A 19,701-nucleotide genomic window follows, 5' to 3' on the forward strand; every position below is an offset into this window, starting at 1 on the left:
AAATAATATAATTAAAAGCCTAAATTCAATTCTAAGGATTTTTGTGCTGAGATTATGTTCAACTTCGCTTAGCAGACAGCAGATTCTAAAAGAAAATGAAATTACCTTTATACAATGCGATAATGGCTTTGATGAGGAGACTTTAGAGCTATCTAGTCCAAGAAGTTTTGTTTATACTGCTACAGTTTGCAAATACAAAAAAGCATTAGAAACTTATGGCTTAGAGCTTCCGCTTTTAGTAGTTGATAGCGTCATAGAATGCGCTAATACTTTACAAAGAAAACCCAAAAATCAAAAAGAAGCCAAAGAGTTTCTTCAAATGCAAAGTGGAAGTTCTATCCATATTTTGAGCTGTTGCATTTTACATTCTAACAAATTTTATTTTATCAATCTTGGCAAAACTACTTATGAATTTTCCAGCTTTGATTTAGATGATTTGGAAGTCTATCTTCAAAGCCAACAATGGCAAAATAAGGCAGGGGCAGTTATGGTGGAAGGATTCCACAAAAAATATATCAAAAAGCAAATTGGTAGCACTTCTAATGCGATGGGTTTGCATTTTGAAGCAATCCAGCCTTTTTTGGAGCTCTTATGAATATAACAATGGTGGGAGTTATGCTTGCAACTTCGTTAATCATAGGGCTTTTAGGATTAATTGCATTTCTTTGGGGATTGAAAAATGGACAATTTGATGATGAAAAAAAAATGATGCAAGGCGTTTTATTTGATAATGAAGAAGATTTGCGCCGAGCTGCAACTAACAAACCTGTTAAAAAGGATAAAAAATGAAAGAAATTTATGATATTGCAATTATTGGTGGAGGACCAGGCGGAATTGGTTCTGCAGTGGAATCAGTTATTTTAGGAATTAAAGATGTTATCTTGTTTGAAAAAGGGGAAAATCACTCCACAACTATTCGCAAATTCTACAAAGATAATAAACGCGTTGATAAAGATTACAAAGGACAAAAAGTAGAGCTTAATGGAAATATCTATTTTTGTGATGGCACTAAAGAAAGCACTTTGGATTTATTTGATGAGATTATTGCTAAAAATAACTTTGAAGCACAATTCCAAACAGAAGTCGAATCAATCAAAAAAGAAGGGGAATATTTTTTAATTCACACTACGCAAAACACTTCTATTAAGGCAAAATTTATCGTTATCTCTATTGGGAAAATGGGGCAGCCAAACAAGCCTTCTTATCCGATTCCAAGCACTATTAGAAGTGTAGTAAATTTCAACGCTAACAGCTGTCAAAACAATGAAAAAATTCTTGTAGTTGGTGGAGGAAACTCCGCTGTAGAGTATGCTTGTGTGCTTAGTGATACCAATCCTGTGATGCTTAATTACAGACGCACTGAGTTTTCTAGAATCAACGAAACTAATAAAGAAAACTTAAATGCTTGTTTAGAGGCTGGGAAAATTACTCCAAAACTTGGTATTGACATTGTTAGCCTTGAAGATGAAAATGGAAAACCAAAAGTGAATTTCACCGATGGAACAAGTGAAACTTTTGATAGAGTTGTCTATGCTATTGGCGGAATGGCTCCTGTTGATTTTCTCAAAAAATGCAATCTAGCACTTGATGACAATGGAGTTCCATTGATTGATGAGAATCACCAAAGCTCAATTGATAAAATTTACATTGCTGGGGATATTCTTTATAAAAATGGCGGTTCTATTGCGGCTGCACTTAATCATGGATTCCACATTGTGCAAGAAATCAAAAAAAGATTATAAAAGCTTTGTGCTTTTAAAGTTTTTTTTACATAGATTCTGCTAGAATCTATGGTTTATTTTATTTAATTTCTTAAGGAATCAAAAATGGCAAAAAGATGTGTTTTTAGCGGAAAAGGTCCAATGGTTGGAAACAATGTGAGCCACGCAAACAACAAGACAAAAAAACGCTCATTACCTAATTTAAGAGTAGTTCGCATCAAACTAGAAGATGGCACAACTGCAAAAGTTAGAATCGCTGCTTCTACTCTACGCACAATGAAAAAACGCTCTTAATCCTGATTTAGGATTGAGTAGTGGCTTTCACAAAACTCAAAAAACTTCTTCATTGGGAAGGCACTCAAAAACCTGATATTGATTTATCTGGCTTATTATATGAGCAACTCAAGCCTTTTCGCCTTCCTTTTATTTTACTTTTTCTAGGATTATTGCTTAGCACACTTGGTTATATTGTCATCACCGATTACACTTTGATTGAAGCTTTTTTTCAAAGCTCTTATACTTTCACAACAACTGGATTTGGTGCTCTAAAAGAAAGCGAATTTGATGCTTTAAGCATTATTTATACTGCCATTGTTATGTTGGCAGGCTCTGCTGTTTTGAGCTTCTGCGTCATCGGCGTAATTGACACCTTAAACCGAGGAAAACTTATCTCAGTCATCAAGGAGCGGAGTATGATTTACAAAATTGCGCGTCTTAAGAATCATTTTATCATTTGCCATCACAATGAATACACCATTCAACTTTCCAAACAATTCAGAGAAGCTCATATTCCATTTGTTGTTGTAGATAGCAATCAATCATTAGAAGACATTGCCCTAAAGTATCGCTATCCTTTTTTTATCAATGAAGATCCTTTAGAGGAAATCGCAATGCTAAAATCCCATTTATCTAGCGCAAGGGGAGTAATTGCCTTGTCTAACAATATCGCTGATAATATTGCCCAAATTGTTTCTGTAAGACTTTATGAAAAGGAATTAGGCAGAAAGCCTTATTTTATTATTGCCAATGCAAACAATAGCGAAGAAGAAGAAAAGTTAAAAAAACTTGGTGCAGATTCTGTTGTTTCCCCCTCAAAGCTTTTTGCGCAAAGAGTAAATGCAATGGCAACAAGACCAGATATGGAGAATCTGCTTGAACGCTTTGCTTACCAAAAAGACACACCTTTAGATTTAGAGGAAATTGTCGTTCCACGCTATTCTTGGCTTGTTCTTAAAAAATTAAAAGAATCTCACTTGCGTGAAATCACACAAACCTCCATTGTCGGAATCACGCAAAAAGATGGAAAATTCATCTCTATGCCCAATGGAGATACGCTTGTAACTAGCGAATGTAAATTGCTTGTAATTGGAACTTCACATGGAATACGCCTAACTAAGCAATTAGTATCTAAAAAAGACAAACCAGAGGAGTTAAAATATGTTTAATCTTTTTCCAATTGAAAATGGAGTTTGTGCGCCTATTGGCTTTTATTGTGATGGAGTAAGTGCAGGATTAAAGGCTAATTCACAGCTTGATATTGCTTTTATTTATGCTGATTCCTTATGTGATGTAGAGGGTATTTTTACAAAAAACAAATTTTGCGCTGCCCCCATTACACATTTTAGGCAATATGGAGATAATTTTAAAACCAATTTTATTTTAGTTAATTCCAAAAATGCCAATGCGCTAACTGGAGAAGAGGGAATCCAAAATATCCAAGAAATCTTAGCAAAATTACAAACCACTTTCCCCCATATCATCAATCCCATAATGAGTTCAACTGGGACTATTGGAGTGCAACTCCCAAAAGAAAAAATCATACAATCTTTTAGCAAATTTCATCTTGAATCAAAAAATAATCAAAATGCTTCTCAAGCTATTATGACAACCGATCGCTTCAACAAAACCATTGCTTTTGAAGTTTTTTTAGATGATACAAGAAGTTTTAAGATTGGCGCAATTTGCAAGGGAGCAGGAATGATTAATCCTTCTTTGGCTACAATGCTCTGCTTTATTACCACCGATGCAGCTATCCCCAAAGAAGATATGCGCCCACTTCTTCTTGAAGCAGCAAAAACAACTTTTAACGCCATTAGTGTTGATGGTGATACTTCAACAAATGACACGATTCTCTTACTTAGCAACCAAAAAAGTGGCAATTACGACAAAGAAGCCTTTCTCTTTGCGTTAGAAAAAATTATGCATAAACTTGCTACTGATATTGTGCGAGATGGAGAAGGAGCCACTAAGCTCGTTGCTTTTGAAGTTAAGGGTGCTAAAACACAAAGAGAGGCAGAGATTTGCGCGAAGGCTCTTAGTCAATCTCCATTAGTAAAAACTGCACTTTTTGGTTGCGATCCAAATTGGGGAAGAATCGCCTCTACTATTGGTGCAAGCGGGATTGAATGCGATCCTAATACCTTAGAGATTAATTTTGGAGAAATTTGCGTGTATAGCAAGGGTAAAATCTATTTTGATAGCCTCAATGAAGAAAAAGCCGCTAGAGTCTTAAAGCAAGATTCTTATAAAATCTCTTGCAATATCGGCTTAGGTAAAGAATCATTTGTTGCCTATGGCTGTGATTTAGGCTATGAATATGTAAAAATCAATGCGGATTATCGCACTTAAATTTTGTTTTGCCTAATGTTTTTAAGGCAATTTTGTTTATAATATTATTTTATTTAAAGGAGTAAAAATGCTACACGAATACAGAGATGAAATCACAGTGCTTAAGCAAGAAAATGCACATTTTGCAAAAATTTTTGATGAGCACAACGAACTTGATCAAAAGATACAAGACATTAGCGAGGGTAGAGAGCACGCCACAGATATTGAACTAAGTGAATTAAAAAAGAAAAAGCTTAGCTTAAAAGATGAAGCTCTAGCCATGATTATGGAGTATAAAGAAAGTAAAAAGTAGTCTTACAAAACTCCTTTATGGAGTTTTTTAGTCTCATTATGCCATTTTTGGTATTTGCTAGAGACAAAATCTAAATGCACTCCGATTATCTCTGGAATCTCATAAATATGCTTTGCTTCTATCAGTTTGTTTAATTTTTCAAAATCACCTTGATTAACCTTGAAAGTTAGCAGAATCTCACTATCTTCTCTTAGAGTATTTTCCCAATAATAAAAACTCTCTATAGGCACTTTTTGAACACAAGAAACCAAACCACTTTCCAAAGCTTCTTTAATTAATATTTCTGAATTCTCCGGTGTTGTAGTTGTTTGCAAGAGCATTAAAGACATTTACTATTCTTTTGACTCTTTTGGTTTTTTTCTATTTCGCTCTTCTTGGACTTTCTTTTTTTCTTCCCTGCGAAGCTGCTCAATATTAGCTTGTCTCTCTTTAGCTTTACGGAATTTATCCAAATAATCCTGCCTTTCTGTTGGGCTTTGATAAGCAATGGGGCGAATAAAAAATATAATCAGCATTAAAACAAAAAAGAAAATAGCAGTTTCTTGGTTTGAAGTCAGCTGATACCAAACCATTGCAATAATTAATGATGCGATAACCTTTAAAGCTACAACCATTAAAGCATCTTTGGAGCTATGATATGCTGATCAAACAACAGATCGCTTGCACCAAACTCTTCAAATAGTGCTAGAAAAATTTGTGGAATAAACAAAAGCGGAATCTCCAAATCATCGCGCCCTGAAGCTCTTTTATTTTCATGGGCATTCCTATCTAAAAGCTCAAAATTTCCAATATTTGGCGTGATAATACAATCCACTCCACAATCCACCATCTCATAGTAATCTCTACCACCCATTTTGTGAGCCAATCTCTTATTGCTAAGCAGTAAATAATCAAGACTATCTTTATAGAAAGTTAAAATTTTGAGTCCCAAAATATTTTCAAATTCTTCAATAAGATAATAATCCCTGACTATTTTCTCCAATTCTCTATCTAGTAAAAATGCGTACTTAAAACCCTCCCATCTTCTCTTCTTATGCAATCCCTTGATATTTTGCAAAATCACTTCTGGCATAAAAATAAAACATTTCTCTAATTCCAAAATATCCACTTCTATACCAAAATCTTTCAATAATTGCTCTTTGAATTCCAAATCTTCATAATATTTTCTAAAAAATTCCAAAATTCCAAGCAAAGTTTGACTATCATAAACCAAAAGCTTACTCTCTTTTTTTTGTGCCTCTACCAAAGCTCTTAAAATTTGCCCATAATATTTTAGCTCATCCACAAAGGGTAATAATCGATTCTCACAAGCAATTTTTTGAATCCCAGCTATAGGAATCTGTAGTTTTTGGCAAAGCTTCTTTAAATTTTCTGTCAAAATAAAAGCACTTTTAGGGTAAAAATCATTATGTAATAAAATATATTCCTTCATCACACTTCCCTTTATAAAATTCTATTTAAAAGCAATTTAGCTAAATTCTTCACTTCTTTATGATTACTTTTTTTAAAGATAATTTTCTTAAATTCATTCAAATAATTATCAACATAACTATTCATCGGAAAAACATAATTTTTAATAGCTAGGGTATTAAAAATATTATTTTCTCCCATTGTAACAAACTCAAGTATTGCTTCATTGTTAGTTTCTTGATAAATCAAATACGCTAACACAAAAAACACTTCACTAGAACTACTTTCTTCTAAGCCAATGGGCGTAGCATAAGCAAATGGAAAAAATGTAAGCACAAAATCCTCACTTTGATTAAGCCCAAATCTTTCCAATTCTTGAATCTTTTGCAAAAATGGCTTAGTATCAATCACCAGATCCTTTGTAACCAATCTCACATTCAAAGGTTCTATTGTCCAATTTAGCCCAAATCTTCCAATCAAATCTTCTATTTTTAAGCCAAAATCACATACCACGATTCCATTGATTTTAAACCCATAAGCATTATAAGCAAAACCAAAGAGATTCTCTTTTATTTTTTCTAATAATTCTGAAAGTGTTCTTTCTTTGTCTATTTTTATCTGTAACTTTGAAAAATAAGGCAAATAATCTGTCTGCACATCAAATCGAAATATTTTTAAGTTAATTTTTTTATCCACAAACTCCCCCTAAAAATTCAAAAATATTATCCATTTTTATTTCTTAAATTTACGATTCTTTGGATTTGATAATAAAGCTTTCATAGAGCTATTTACACCATCATCACCAAAATCATTCTCATTTTGCGGCACAATATAAGTCGCCAAAAGATTAATAAAAACGCAAAAATCAGCACGAATATCTGTTTCATTGGGTAGCAAAATTTGAACAATAGATTCCAAAGGAGTTGTTACAAAACTACCCAAATTTTCTTCACCAAACCCTGCTTCAAAATAGAGATTATTCTCATCAATTTCCAAACTCTCAAAAGTATAACCCGCTAAAATAAACACGGTTAATTCACTAAAGGCTGCCTTGATATTACTTGGAAGTTCAGGCTCAAATTTCACACAAGAAACATTGCAAACAATGGAAAAATTGATTTTTTTATGGATTAAATACTCTAATATCTTACGACAATGCATTTTATTAAGCTCCATAAATTTCTTATCGTGCAGGATTTTCTCTAAATTCATAGCTGCTACCTCCCCCTTTATAAAATCTCTTTTAATCCCTTTAGCAATGATTCTACTTCTTTGATCCCTATTTTCCAAAAATCATCATCTTCAATATCCAAGCCAAAAATACCTACCAATTCCTTTGGCGATTTGCTACCGCCTAAGCTCAAAAACTTCTCATATTTCTCTATAAAGCTTTTTCCCTCTTTTTTATAAACACCAAAAAGTGCCATAACCAAAAGTTGCCCATAGCTATACGCATAGCAATAAAAAGGAGTATGAATAAAATGCGGAATATACGACCACCACAAACGATAATCCTCAGTCAAAATCACGCTCTTGCCAAACATTTTTTGATTCTCTTCTTGCCATATTTGGCTAAACTCATCTGCGCTTAACTCCGATTCTTCTTGATGCACCCTTCTTTCAAAATTAGTAAAAACATTTTGTCTAAAGAGTGTTGCAAAAATATCCTCTAACTTCCCTGCATAAAGTGCGATTTTTTCTTCTTTAGATAAAATCTCTTTCATTTTGTCAAATAAAAGCATTTCAGCAAAGACAGAGGCAGTTTCTGCTGTTGTCAAGGGAGTATCTGCATTCAAATAACCCACCCCATAAGAGAGATATTGATGAATTGTGTGTCCTAATTCATGAGCCATTGTGAAAGCATCTCGTCTTTTATTGGTGTGATTTAGCATCAAATAAGGATGGACACTTGGCACTGCACTATGGCTAAAAGCGCCTCCTCTTTTATTTTCTCTTGGATGCGAATCAATCCACCCCTCATCAAAAGCCTTTTTAGCAATCTCATAAAACCGCGGTGAAAACTCTCTAAAGGTTTCTAAAACGATTTTTTTAGATTCTTCATAAGTGAATTCTGAATCTTCACTACATAAAAGTGGCGCATAGCGATCATAATCATATAATTTCTCTAATCCCAAAAGCTTTGTTTTTAGAGTGTAGTATTCCTCTACAATCCCTACTGAATCATTAATGCTCTTAACCATACTATCCACACTTTTTTGGGTAATTTGATTATCATTGTGGCGTGATTCTTCTAGCGATTTATAGCCTCTTAATTCTGCTGTGATTCTCAAATCTTTACGCACCACATTGTAAATATAAGCCAAAAGCTCCAAATTTTCTCTCAAAGTTACGCTAAGAGATTTTGCAGCCTCTTTTCTTGTTGCTTGATTTTTATCATAAAGAAAGCTTAGAATCTCTTCTTCGCTTAATTGTTTGCCTTGGAATTCAAATTTCAAGTGGCTTAAATGCTCATCAAAAAGGCGCTTAAAGCTATCTACACCCACAGGTTGTGTTTTTAACAATATTTTTTCTTCAGGCAAAGTGAGTTGATGTTTTGCGTTTTTAGCTAAAAGTTCCAAATAATAGCTATATTCTTTTGCATTGCAAATAAAATCCTTTTTTTTGTTTTCTTCTAGTGCGTTAAATTCTAAATCAAAAAACAATAATTTATCTTGTGCTTTATTAACTTCCATTTCGCATTTGGCTAAAAATGCACCTTCTTTAGTGTTAGCCGCAAAACACAAAAATGCATAAGTCATTACCCTTGATAGATTTTCAAAAATCTTTTCATACTCTTTGATAGCTTGATAAAAGAAGTGGTGATCAAGCGTGGCTAATTGACCCTTATATTGTTCTTCAAACTTTGCTGCACGATTAATTTCATTACGCAACGATTCTTCCAATGTTTCTTTGTTAGAAAAAAGCGGAGTAAGATTCCACAAATCTTGTGAATGACACATAAACTCTCCTCAAAGTATTTTATTATTTTATAAGACCGCCCTTTAACCTATCCTAATACCTTGTTATAAGCTTTTTTAAATCGCTTATGTCAAAAAGTCAAATCTATTGTAATTTTTCTTTTAAAAGCTCATTTACTCTAGCAGGATTTGCTCCCTTGCTATTTTTCATCACTTGACCGACAAAAAATCCAAAGAGTTTATCTTTGCCACTTTTGTATTCCGCGACTTTATCGGTATTGGCAGATAGCACAGAATCTATGGTAGCTAGGATTGCACCATCGTCATTGACTTGTGCTAATCCCATAGAATCTATAAGGCTATCTACATCACCGCCTTTTTGCTCTACCAAGACATCTAAAATTTCTTTGCCACTTTTGCCACTAATTTTAGATTCATCAATGCGACACACCAAAGTCGCAAGCGTGCGTGAATCTACCCCACAAGTTTGCAAAGTATTCTCACCTTTTAGACGCCCTAAAAGCTCTGTGGTAAGCCAAGTGAGAGAACCTTTGGCACTTGCGCCAAACCCAAGCATAGATTCAAAATATTGTGTTAGCTCTAAGCTAGAGGTAAGCACCCCTGCATCATAGGGTTTAATGCCAAATTCTCGCACATAACGCTCTCTTTTTTCATCAGGCATTTCTGGAATCTCTCTCCCCTCTTTCATTAACTCTTCATCAATATATACAGGCAATAAATCTGGATCAGGGAAATAGCGATAATCCGCAGCCTCCTCTTTGCCACGCATAGATCGCGTTATGCCTTTTGTAGTATCAAATAGACGCGTTTCTTGCACTACTTCGCTTTGATACTTGCCATCTTCCCACGCTTCAATCTGTCGCTCCACTTCGTATTCGATAGCTTTTTGGATAAATTTAAACGAATTAAGATTTTTAATTTCTACGCGCGTATAGAGTTTAGAATCTCCTTTTGGGCGGATAGAAACATTGGCATCACAGCGAAAGCTTCCTTCTTGCATATTTGCATCAGAAATATCCAAAAATCGCACGATAGAGTGGAGTTTTTTTAGATATGCAATTGCTTCATCACTGCTACGCATATCTGGCTCACTCACAATCTCTAAAAGCGGTGTGCAAGCGCGGTTTAGATCGACTTTGGAGTAATCGTGTTCGTGGATATTTTTTCCGGCATCTTCTTCCATATGTGCGCGTGTAACGCCGATGATTTTTTTCTCACCATTGACTTCTATTTCTATATTTCCACGCCCTACAATGGGAATTTCAAATTGACTAATTTGATAAGCTTTTGGTAAATCGGGATAAAAATAATTTTTGCGCGCAAATACAGAGTTTTGATTAATCTGTGCATTAATAGCGGTGCCAAAAGCAATAGCTTTTTTTACCACTTCTTTATTTAGCACTGGCAATGCACCTGGAAGTCCCAAGCAAGTAGGACAGACATTGGTATTTGGTTCTGCGCCAAAGCTCGTGGCACACGAACAAAAGATTTTAGTTTTGGTGTTAAGTTGGACATGCACTTCTAGTCCGATGATGGTCTCATACGCGCTCATCAAAATCCTTATTTTTTACTAGGATTCTATCAATCTTTTGCTTAAAAAAATGAATATTCTTTATTTCTTAATGCTTTATTTCATAAAACTCATAAGAAATCTTAAAAGTCCTAATGCTAATATTCTATTACAATCTCCCACTTACTTGTTCTTTTGGCAAGATTCCTTTTAAATCATAAATGATTGTCTTACCTTTATTGCTAAAATCAAGCTCTTTAAATTCATTATGTGCCACTGCCACAATAACAGCAGCATAATCTTGCATTTTAAAGTCTTTAATTTCTTTTAATGTCAATCCATACTCATGCTCTACTTCTACTAAATCAGCCCAAGGATCAAACACTTCAACACAACAGTCAAAATCTTTTAATTCCTTAATAATATCTACTACGCGAGAATTACGAATATCAGGACAATTTTCCTTAAAAGTAATCCCTAAAATCGCCACTTTGCTACCCACGATTTGATGCGCTTGTTTAATCATCAATTTAATCACTTTATTTGCTACTACAACACCCATATTATCATTAATATGTCGCCCCGCTAGAATCACTTGAGAATGATAGCCTAATGATTCTGCCTTGTGTGTAAGATAATAAGGATCCACCCCAATACAATGCCCCCCCACAAGCCCTGGGCGAAATGGCAAGAAATTCCACTTTGTCCCTGCAGCTTCCAATACATCAAGAGTATCAATTCCCATTTTATCAAAAATCAAAGAAAGTTCATTGACAAAAGCAATATTAATATCCCTTTGGGAATTTTCAATAACTTTAGCTGCTTCAGCTACTTTAATACTTGAAGCCTTGTGAGTGCCTGCTGCAATAATACTAGCATAAAGCGTATTAACTTCTTGGGCAATTTGTGGTGTAGAGCCACTTGTAACTTTCTTAATGTTAGGCAATCGATGCTCTTTATCACCTGGATTAATCCGCTCTGGAGAGTATCCACAAAAGAAATCCACATTAAATTTTAATCCACTCTCACGCTCCAAAATTGGCACACAATCTTCCTCGGTGCAACCCGGATAAACAGTGCTTTCATAAATCACAATATCATCTTTTTTTAGCACCTTACCCACACTGCTAGAAGCCTTAAGAAGTGGCGTTAAATCAGGCTTATTGTAATGATCAATAGGTGTGGGAACTGTAACAATGTAAATTTGTGCTTCCCTTAAATCTTCTAAATTAGTTGTATAACTCAATCCCTTAGCACTTTGTAATTCTTCTTTTTCAACTTCTAAAGTCCTATCATAACCCTCTTTTAATTCATCGATGCGCTTTTGGTGAATATCAAATCCAATTACTTTGTATTTCTTTCCAAACTCTACAGCTAGGGGCAATCCAACATAACCAAGTCCAATTACAGCTAAAGTTTTCATGATTTATTCCTTATTTTAAAATTTAAGACTTATAAAATTTTACTTTATTTTGCGTTAAATAAACTCTAAAAAATATAATTTTTTTAAGAAAACTACGCAAATTAAAAAACTTCACACCAAGTTTGTTTTATAATTTCAAAAATTTTTAAACATAAAAAGGTAAATATGTTTGCTAAGCTTGATTTAATTCTCTCTCAAGAAGATAGAATCTATATTTATTTTTTACTTTTTGTTTCACTTATTGTCTCATTAATAGAGTTAATAGGAATCTCCGCCATTGCTCCTTTTATTTCTATAGCAAGCGATTTATCATTAATAGAAAATAAGCCTTATTTTGCTTATTTTTATCATCTTCTTAAATTTGATTCTGCTTATCACTTTGTTGTCTTTTTTGGAATTTCACTTTTGATATTTTATTGCTTTAGAAGCATTGCAAACCTCATCTATCAGCATCTTTTGGCTCGTTTTACTTTTGGGCGTTATCATCTTATTGTAGGGCGTTTATTTGTAAATTATTTGGGTATGAATTACCAAGATTTTTTAACCAAAAACACAAGCTATCTCACAAAAACAATCACCACTGAAGCCCATAATTTTACTATTTTGCTTGCAGCCATTTTATTTATGACTTCAGAAGTGTTTGTGGTGCTCTTGATTTATGGAACACTCTTGTTTGTGAATTTCAAAATCACGCTAGGGCTTACCATTATGCTCGGATTCTTTGGATTTTTAATGAGTAAATTTGTCTCACAAAAAATCAAAAAACAAGGCAAACAAAAAGAATTCTATCAAAAAAGCTTTTTTGAATGCCTTGCAAGCAGTTTTGGAAACTACAAAATTATCAAACTTCAAAGCAATAATCAAACCATTTTAGATCATTTCACCCAAAGTTCTTGGGGCTATTCACTGGCTAATATCAAAAATCAAACCTTTTTTCATATTCCGCGTCTTTTGCTTGAAGCCATTGGTTTTTGTATGATGATTGCTGTTGTTTTGTATCTCTTTATTACCGATGGCAAAAATATGTCATCTCATCTCCCTTTATTATCAATGTATGTCCTTGCTCTCTATCGACTTTTGCCTTCCATTAATCGAATTTTAGATTCCTATAATAAAATCCTTTTTAACTACCGCTCTTTAGAGATCATCTATCAAGACATTCAAATGCAAACCAAAAAACTAGGTGATGAAAGAATTAAGTTCTGCAAAAAAATTGAACTTAGAAATATTTGTTTTGGCTACACACAAGACAAAAAGGTGTTAGAAAATGTAAATCTCACTCTCAAAAAAGGCTCTAAAACTGCATTTATAGGAGAATCAGGTAGTGGCAAAAGCACATTAGTAGATCTCATTATTAGCCTTTTGGAGCCAAATAGCGGAGAAATTTACATTGACCAAACTAGACTTTGTGATAAAAATCTCAAAAGCTGGAGAAGTAAGATAGGATACATTCCACAAAATGTTTATCTTTTTGATGGCAATGTCGCAGACAATGTCGCCTTTGGCAGGGAATTTAATGAAGAAAAAATGATAAATTGTTTAAAATTAGCCAATATTTATGATTTTTTAGCGACCAAAGAGGGAATCTATACTCAAGTAGGAGATAGCGGAATCGCACTTAGTGGCGGACAAAAACAAAGAATCGCCATTGCAAGAGCATTGTATGGGGATCCTGAGATACTTGTTTTAGATGAAGCAACAAGCGCTCTAGATAATACAACTGAACAAAAAATTATGGAAGAAATCTATCAAATCTCACAAAATAAAACTCTACTCATCATCGCACACCGCCTAAGCACTATTCAAAAATGTGATACTATTTATCAGATTAAAAAAGGGATTCCAAAAAAGATTTCTTATGCCGATTTATAAGATACGATTTTAAAGACAAGGATACAAATGACTTCTAAAAATATAGATCTTCCAAAGGTAAGTGTCATTCTAACAACCTTTAACCGAGAATATTTTTTTACAGAAGCGATTGAAAGTATCTTAGAGCAAGATTATCCAAATTTGGAAATCATTATCAGTGATGATGGTTCTAGTGATAACACCTTTGCCTTTGCCTGTGAATACGCCCAAGATCATCCTAATATTAAAGTTGTTCAAAATGCTCATTCTAAAGGATCAGCTGGGAATCGCAACAATGGCTTAGATTATGCAAACGGAGATTTAGTGCTACTTTTAGATGATGATGACTTACTTTTTAAAGAGGCAATTTCCCAAATGGTGGAAGTTTATTTGCAATTTAATAAACATTATGGAATCATTCTTGCAAACTGCACAAGAAGCGATGATGGATTTCTCTCTGGCAAAGGCATAAATGAAACACGCGAAGTGTCTTTTAAAGAAGTTTTATGTGGCAACTTAAAGGGAGAATTTATTACACTTTTTGAGAGAAAGCTGCTTGGAACAAGGCGCTTTAGCGAAAATCTTAAACGCGGAAATGTTGGGCTTTTATGGCTTAGAATGCACAAACAGAGCCCCTGTTTTTATCTCCATCGTCCTTTAAAATTCTATCGAATACATGCTGAATCACTTACGCACAATATGAAATACAAACCCCTTGAGATGGTTAAAAATTATGAGCAAGACATTTTATTATTCTATAAAGAACGCAAAGAATTATGCCCCAAATACCTAGCTGAACTCTGTGCAACAGCCGCATTGCTTTATCGGCAAGGTGGAGATAATAAACACGCTTTTAAAAAGATTCTACAAAGCCTTCTTATCTATCCTAATCTCAAAGCACTCAAAGCACTAGTTTATTTATTCTTGCCCAAATCATTTATACCACGCTTTAATGTCCGCCAAAGAATCGAAAAATGAAAAAAATAAAGATTCTGCTTGTAATTCGCTCTCTTTTTGTTGGCGGGGCTGAGAGACAATGGGTGCTACTAGCACGCGGATTAGCCAAAAAGCAAGAAGTGAATTTGCTTCTTTGCACTTTTTATAGCGGAGGTGAATTAGCAGATGAAATTAATGAGATTCCACATTTTGGTCTTCACAAAAAAGGCAAGGGAGATTTTCTATTTTTATGGCGCTATCGCAAACTTATAAAAGAGTTTCAACCTGATTGCATTTATGCTTTTATGCCCGATTCTAATCTTTTTAGCCTTTTGGCTAGTAGCTTTTTAAAAATTCCTGTTATTTGGGGATTCCGCTCTAGTGGAATTGACATAGCAAGACTTTCATTATTCTCTAAAATTTATTTTTACTTACAAAGATTCTTAAGCTCCAAAGCAGCAGCTATTATTTGCAATTCAAGTGATGCCATTAGCTTTTATAAAAATGCCAAATACAACATGGAAAAAGCCAAAATTATTTACAATGGCATTGATACAACTAAGTTTTACCCCAAGCAATCTAACGCCCTTAAAAGCTCCCTAAAAATCCCCAAAGATTCTTTTGTCTTTGGAATAGCTGCACGAATGGATAAGGTCAAAGATTATCCACTACTTGCAAAAGGTGCTAAAGAAATTCTAGCTAAGAATCAAAAAGTTTTTTTTATTGCCATTGGAAAAATTAATGAAGAGATTCTAAAAGAGTGTGAGATAATTTTAGGGGAATTTAAAAAGCGATTTTTGTTCTTGGGTATCCAAAAAGACACGCCAATGTTTTATTCTCTTTTTGACTGCATTCTTTCAACCTCTTATACAGAGAGTTTTTCAAACTCTATTGCTGAAGCTATGGCGTGTGAATGCATTCCACTTGTTAGCGATGCTGGAGAAAGCAGAATAATTGCTAATTTTAAGCAAAACTACCCTTATTGCTTCCCTAAAAAAGACTTAGAATCTTTTTGTCAAGGATTAGATTCTATCCTAGCACTTCCAAAAGATTCTTTGCAAACCCTAAAAAAACAAGCAAGAGATCATATTTTGCGAAACTTTTCTGCTCAAAAAATGGTCGAATCCACTCTCAAAGAACTAAAACAATGTCTTTAGTTATCCTTATTTACTCACTTGGTCCAGGTGGCGCAGAGAGAATCACCTCACTGCTTTTAGAATCTCTAAGCAAAGAATATCCAATCACACTTGTCTTACTAGAAGATATTTGCCACTATAAGATTCCTAGCAATGTAACCAAAGTTATTTTAGGCAAAAATTCCACTTATGAGAGCGGACTAAAAAAACTTATCAAAATACCTATTTTAGCTTATAAATATTCTAAAATTATCCGCAATTGCACGCATTCTTTTTCGCTCATGACGCGCCCAAATTATATCAATATTCTTGCTTCCTTTTTTACCAAAAAGCCAAAAATATTCATTTCAGAACGCAGTTATCCTAGCAAACAATATGGTTATGGAAATTTACAATCCAAAATCAATCGCTTTCTTATCCAAGCCCTCTATAAAAGGGCAGATAAAATTTCAGCTAACTCTCCACAAAACTTGCAAGATTTAATCTCAAATTTTCAAGTCCCAAAATCCAAAACAACCCTACTCCCAAACTGCTTTGATCTTGAAAAAATCCAGAATCTAAGTCAAGAAAATACTCCACTCAAAGAAAAAATTCTAGCCAAAAAACTAGAGGGGAAAAAAATTTTTGTTAGCATTGGCAGACTTGATGAGGGCAAGAATCACGCCTTGCTAATTAACACACTAGCTGCACTCAAAGAGAAAAATATCTTCTTATTTATTCTTGGAGAGGGTGTGCTAAGAGAATCCTTGCAAAAGCAAATCAATGCCCTTAAACTCACAAATCATATTGCGCTTTTAGGGGCGACTACTAACCCTTATGCGCCACTTAGTTGTGCAGACTTTTTTCTTTTTGGCTCAAATCATGAGGGATTCCCCAATGTTTTAGTGGAATCATTAGCTCTAGGGATTCCTATTATCACGACTGATTGTGCGCCTCAGATGATTTTACAAAGCACCCAAGAAATGCAAAACTTTAAACTTGGTAAATGTGGCATCACTACTCCTCTTAACAATAAAGAAATTATGATAGAAGCTATTCATTGGGCTTTAGAAAATCCTGATTTCTTCAAAAAAGAAAATCTTTTATCTCAAGCCAAAACCTTTAGCATCACACACCAATTACCACTCTACAAAAAATGGTTAGAATTAGAATAAAAAAAATATTAAAAGTCATAAATGACTACAAATAACTACAAACATTTCTAAAATGTGCTAAAATATCAAGAATTTTTGAAGTCAAAAACAAGGGATAAGTTTTGAATTTTACAATGCTTTATAGTAAGATTCATCGCGCAAGAGTGAGTGATGCTAATCTTAATTATGTTGGCTCCATTACGATTGATACCAAACTTATGGAGTCTGCTGGGCTTTTAGAGGGTCAAAAGGTTGATATTGTTAATATCAATAATGGCGAGAGATTTTCTACTTATGTTATTGAAGGTAAAAGTGGTGATATTTGCCTTAATGGTGCTGCTGCTAGAAAAGTGCAAATTGGAGATAAAATCATCATTATGGCTTATGCTCAATTCTCCAAAGAAGAGCTAGAAAACTATGAACCTAAAGTAGTTTTGGTAGATGAAAATAATCAAATCATTCAAATCAAAAAGGAATTAAAAAATGTTTAATCCAGAAGACTTAGCAAAAACTCTAGAAAATTTACAGGAAAATTTCAAAAACGCGCAAGAAGAAAATAAAAATCTCACCTTTAGTGCCAAAAGTGGTGGAGGATTAGTAAGTGTGAGTGCTAATGGTGAGGGAGAAATTATAGATATTAGTATTGATGATTCATTATTAGAAGATAAAGAATCGCTTCAAATTTTATTGATGAGTGCGATTAATGATGTCTGCAAAAGTGTAGAAGGAAATAAGAAAAAAATGGCAATGGGAATGCTTGGAAACCTTGGAAATTTTCCTTTTAAAGGTTAATTAATGAAACAAAAACTCTTGCTTTTACTCTTTAGTCTTGGCTTAAGCATCAAGCTTGTCGCTTATGATTTTAGCACTTGTCAAATTAAAGCCGTGCATTCTATGGAAAAAATAGATCAAAGCTATGGAATCGCCATCAAGCCTTTGAAAAAAAATGCTAAACTCCCTGCAAAAAGTGTATTATTTTTTTATTCTCCAAATACCACCCCAAAAGACTACAAAATCCTCAAACACGATCCTTTCTTAGGATTTTATCTCCTAGAGTCAAAAACCAATCTAAACCCCATTTCCTTAAAAGAAATTAATAGCGAAATGCTAGAAGATGAGATTGCTAGTATCACGCCTACTCATAGTGTAAGTGGAAAGATTATGACAAGAATGCAAAGCCCTGTTGATTTTGCCACTTTAAATGTCCCAACTTTTCAAAATAGCCTTATTAATACCATTTGTGATCAAAACTATGGAATTGGTATTGGCAAAAATCAATTTTTAGAAAAAAAATATCTTGATCGCTTTATTAACAATCCCATTTATTATGGTGATATTGGCATTAGGGTGTTTCAAAATTCAAAAGATAGAGTTGAAGTCAATCTCATTGATCCATTTTTTGATAACAATCCCTTTGAGTATGGCGATATTATTATGATGATTAATGGAGAAGCTATCCCAAATGTTAGTCACTTTAATCGTGTGGTTTTAGATTTAAAAGAAGATTCTGTAATTCCTGTTAGAATAGAGCGCAATGGTATAGTGCAAAATCTCTCTGTAAAAGTGGATAAGCGACGTGGTGGTATGCTTTTAAAAGAAGATTTTTTTGGAAGAGTAGGCATAAAGATTTCTAATGACTTTACAATCACGCAAATTTTACCTAGTGCTAAAAATGGTTTTGAAAAGTTACAAGTTGGCGATAAAGTTTTAAGAATCAATCAAAAAGATGTCCCACAAGATTATGATTCTATTATCCATTTTTTAGGAAGTTATGTTAATGACAGACAAAAATGGCTTATCTCTCGCAATGATTTTCAATTTTTTATAGAAGTTAATACACAAAAGGCAAAGAATGACAGAGAAACTTCATTCTCTTTTTAGCGAATTTGAATCTTACCTCATCTCGCAACCCCCTAAAGTCCCTAGCTTTCACCCTTATTATGAAAAAGCGCTTTGGGAAATGGTGCTAAGTGGTGGGAAACGATTCCGCCCTAAATTACTCTTAAGTGTTGTTTATGCTAATAAATCAAAATTTACTTCCAAAGCCTTTGCTCCTGCACTTGCTTTAGAAATCTTGCACACTTATTCGCTAATTCATGATGATTTACCTGCAATGGACAATGCCACTTTAAGAAGGGGTGTGCCAACCTTGCACCACAAATACGATGAGTGTGGAGCAATCCTAGTTGGTGATGCACTCAATACTCATAGTTTTTATTGCATTGCCAAATCTTCTTTAAAGCCAAAAATTAAAAACAAGCTCACTGAGATTCTAAGCTATAATGGCGGAATCTATGGTATGGTTTTGGGACAAGCCTTAGATTGCTATTTTGAAAAACAAACTCTGCCTTTAGAGAAGTTGCGCATCATTCATTTAAACAAAACTGCCAAACTTATTGCTGCTGCTTTAAAAATGGGTGGAATCATAGCCAAATGTGATAAAAAATTCTGCCAAAAACTTTATAAAATCGGCTTAGATTTGGGGCTATTTTTTCAAATCCGTGATGATATTATTGATGCAACACAAAGTTCGCAAGAAGCAGGAAAAACAACACAAAATGATTCAGAAAAGAATAGCTATGTCAATCTTTTGGGATTAGAAACTGCCAAAATAGAAGCTAAAAAGCTTCAAGAATCTTTGCAAATGCAACTCCAATCTCTAAATCCTAAAACCAATCAAGCCTTAAGAATCCTTTTGGAAGAATATTTTACATTTTAATGA

The 19,701-nt window shown here is 33.9% G+C and carries 23 protein-coding genes; 15 read left to right on the forward strand and 8 right to left on the reverse strand.

What is annotated here, in order from left to right; all coding sequences use genetic code 11:
• Window positions 1-43: 43 nt before the first annotated feature.
• From maf to MKD52_RS06425, 7 genes are all read left to right on the forward strand, one after another.
• Window positions 44-595 (forward strand): septum formation inhibitor Maf, encoded by a 552-nt coding sequence (gene maf, locus MKD52_RS06395; RefSeq protein WP_242099664.1) that lies wholly within the window; start codon window positions 44-46, stop codon window positions 593-595.
• Complete coding sequence (gene ccoS / locus MKD52_RS06400; protein ID WP_242099665.1) at window positions 592-789, forward strand: cbb3-type cytochrome oxidase assembly protein CcoS; 198 nt, start codon at window positions 592-594, stop codon at window positions 787-789. The genes maf and ccoS overlap by 4 nt, the downstream gene beginning before the upstream one ends.
• Window positions 786-1,742: an NAD(P)-binding domain-containing protein gene (locus MKD52_RS06405; protein ID WP_242099666.1), complete on the forward strand. Its 957-nt coding sequence runs from the start codon at window positions 786-788 to the stop codon at window positions 1,740-1,742. Before ccoS ends, MKD52_RS06405 begins: the two co-directional genes overlap by 4 nt.
• An 84-nt stretch (window positions 1,743-1,826) precedes the next feature.
• On the forward strand, window positions 1,827-2,015 hold the full coding sequence (gene rpmB / locus MKD52_RS06410) for a 50S ribosomal protein L28 (protein WP_006656301.1): 189 nt from the start codon (window positions 1,827-1,829) through the stop codon (window positions 2,013-2,015).
• Between the two features lie 20 nt (window positions 2,016-2,035).
• A complete protein-coding gene (locus tag MKD52_RS06415) occupies window positions 2,036-3,166 on the forward strand; it encodes a potassium channel protein (protein WP_112057718.1) in 1,131 nt (376 codons plus the stop codon).
• Window positions 3,159-4,349, forward strand: coding sequence for a bifunctional glutamate N-acetyltransferase/amino-acid acetyltransferase ArgJ (argJ, locus tag MKD52_RS06420; protein ID WP_242099667.1), 1,191 nt, complete (start codon window positions 3,159-3,161; stop codon window positions 4,347-4,349). The genes MKD52_RS06415 and argJ overlap by 8 nt, the downstream gene beginning before the upstream one ends.
• A 67-nt stretch (window positions 4,350-4,416) precedes the next feature.
• A complete protein-coding gene (locus tag MKD52_RS06425; protein ID WP_112057716.1) occupies window positions 4,417-4,641 on the forward strand; it encodes a DUF465 domain-containing protein in 225 nt (74 codons plus the stop codon).
• 2 nt (window positions 4,642-4,643) lie between these two features.
• On the opposite strand, the gene cutA is transcribed toward MKD52_RS06425, so the two are convergent.
• The 8 genes from cutA to tviB all read right to left on the reverse strand — a co-directional run bounded on the left by cutA (window position 4,644) and on the right by tviB (window position 11,923).
• On the reverse strand, window positions 4,644-4,970 hold the full coding sequence (gene cutA / locus MKD52_RS06430) for a divalent-cation tolerance protein CutA (RefSeq protein ID WP_242099668.1): 327 nt from the start codon (window positions 4,968-4,970) through the stop codon (window positions 4,644-4,646).
• Between the two features lie 3 nt (window positions 4,971-4,973).
• Window positions 4,974-5,255: a hypothetical protein gene (locus tag MKD52_RS06435; RefSeq protein WP_112057714.1), complete on the reverse strand. Its 282-nt coding sequence runs from the start codon at window positions 5,253-5,255 to the stop codon at window positions 4,974-4,976.
• Entirely contained in the window at window positions 5,255-6,073 is an 819-nt protein-coding gene (locus MKD52_RS06440) for a hypothetical protein (protein ID WP_242099669.1), read from the reverse strand. Before MKD52_RS06440 ends, MKD52_RS06435 begins: the two co-directional genes overlap by 1 nt.
• Window positions 6,074-6,084: 11 nt before the next feature.
• Complete coding sequence (locus MKD52_RS06445) at window positions 6,085-6,747, reverse strand: hypothetical protein (RefSeq protein ID WP_242099670.1); 663 nt, start codon at window positions 6,745-6,747, stop codon at window positions 6,085-6,087.
• Between the two features lie 36 nt (window positions 6,748-6,783).
• Entirely contained in the window at window positions 6,784-7,263 is a 480-nt protein-coding gene (locus MKD52_RS06450) for a hypothetical protein (RefSeq protein ID WP_112057765.1), read from the reverse strand.
• 17 nt (window positions 7,264-7,280) lie between these two features.
• Complete coding sequence (locus MKD52_RS06455; protein ID WP_242099671.1) at window positions 7,281-9,011, reverse strand: M3 family oligoendopeptidase; 1,731 nt, start codon at window positions 9,009-9,011, stop codon at window positions 7,281-7,283.
• Window positions 9,012-9,114: 103 nt separating this feature from the next.
• On the reverse strand, window positions 9,115-10,542 hold the full coding sequence (gene gatB, locus MKD52_RS06460; RefSeq protein ID WP_115570563.1) for an Asp-tRNA(Asn)/Glu-tRNA(Gln) amidotransferase subunit GatB: 1,428 nt from the start codon (window positions 10,540-10,542) through the stop codon (window positions 9,115-9,117).
• Window positions 10,543-10,669: 127 nt separating this feature from the next.
• Window positions 10,670-11,923: a Vi polysaccharide biosynthesis UDP-N-acetylglucosamine C-6 dehydrogenase TviB gene (tviB, locus tag MKD52_RS06465; RefSeq protein ID WP_242099672.1), complete on the reverse strand. Its 1,254-nt coding sequence runs from the start codon at window positions 11,921-11,923 to the stop codon at window positions 10,670-10,672.
• A 165-nt stretch (window positions 11,924-12,088) separates the two neighbouring features.
• Between tviB and MKD52_RS06470 the strand changes: the two genes are divergently transcribed.
• The 8 genes from MKD52_RS06470 (at window position 12,089) to MKD52_RS06505 (ending at window position 19,698) form a co-directional block, all read left to right on the forward strand.
• Window positions 12,089-13,795 (forward strand): ABC transporter ATP-binding protein, encoded by a 1,707-nt coding sequence (locus MKD52_RS06470; RefSeq protein WP_242099673.1) that lies wholly within the window; start codon window positions 12,089-12,091, stop codon window positions 13,793-13,795.
• Window positions 13,796-13,822: 27 nt separating this feature from the next.
• Window positions 13,823-14,752 carry a glycosyltransferase family 2 protein gene (locus MKD52_RS06475; protein WP_242099674.1) on the forward strand — a complete coding sequence of 310 codons (930 nt, stop codon included), beginning with the start codon at window positions 13,823-13,825 and terminating at the stop codon, window positions 14,750-14,752.
• Window positions 14,749-15,867 carry a glycosyltransferase gene (locus MKD52_RS06480; RefSeq protein ID WP_242099675.1) on the forward strand — a complete coding sequence of 373 codons (1,119 nt, stop codon included), beginning with the start codon at window positions 14,749-14,751 and terminating at the stop codon, window positions 15,865-15,867. Before MKD52_RS06475 ends, MKD52_RS06480 begins: the two co-directional genes overlap by 4 nt.
• Window positions 15,858-17,000 carry a glycosyltransferase gene (locus MKD52_RS06485; protein WP_242099676.1) on the forward strand — a complete coding sequence of 381 codons (1,143 nt, stop codon included), beginning with the start codon at window positions 15,858-15,860 and terminating at the stop codon, window positions 16,998-17,000. The genes MKD52_RS06480 and MKD52_RS06485 overlap by 10 nt, the downstream gene beginning before the upstream one ends.
• 101 nt (window positions 17,001-17,101) lie before the next feature.
• Window positions 17,102-17,470: an aspartate 1-decarboxylase gene (gene panD / locus MKD52_RS06490; protein ID WP_112057703.1), complete on the forward strand. Its 369-nt coding sequence runs from the start codon at window positions 17,102-17,104 to the stop codon at window positions 17,468-17,470.
• Entirely contained in the window at window positions 17,463-17,771 is a 309-nt protein-coding gene (locus MKD52_RS06495) for a YbaB/EbfC family nucleoid-associated protein (protein ID WP_112057702.1), read from the forward strand. The genes panD and MKD52_RS06495 overlap by 8 nt, the downstream gene beginning before the upstream one ends.
• Before the next feature lie 3 nt (window positions 17,772-17,774).
• Window positions 17,775-18,860, forward strand: coding sequence for a PDZ domain-containing protein (locus MKD52_RS06500; RefSeq protein ID WP_112057701.1), 1,086 nt, complete (start codon window positions 17,775-17,777; stop codon window positions 18,858-18,860).
• The gene (locus MKD52_RS06505; protein WP_112057700.1) at window positions 18,832-19,698 is read left to right on the forward strand and encodes a polyprenyl synthetase family protein; all 867 of its coding nucleotides are present in this window, start codon (window positions 18,832-18,834) and stop codon (window positions 19,696-19,698) included. Before MKD52_RS06500 ends, MKD52_RS06505 begins: the two co-directional genes overlap by 29 nt.
• Window positions 19,699-19,701: the final 3 nt, after the last annotated feature.

The sequence above is a fragment of the Helicobacter sp. CaF467b genome, assembly GCF_022664765.1.
In the GTDB taxonomy this organism is placed as follows: Bacteria; Campylobacterota; Campylobacteria; order Campylobacterales; family Helicobacteraceae; genus Helicobacter_D; species Helicobacter_D colisuis.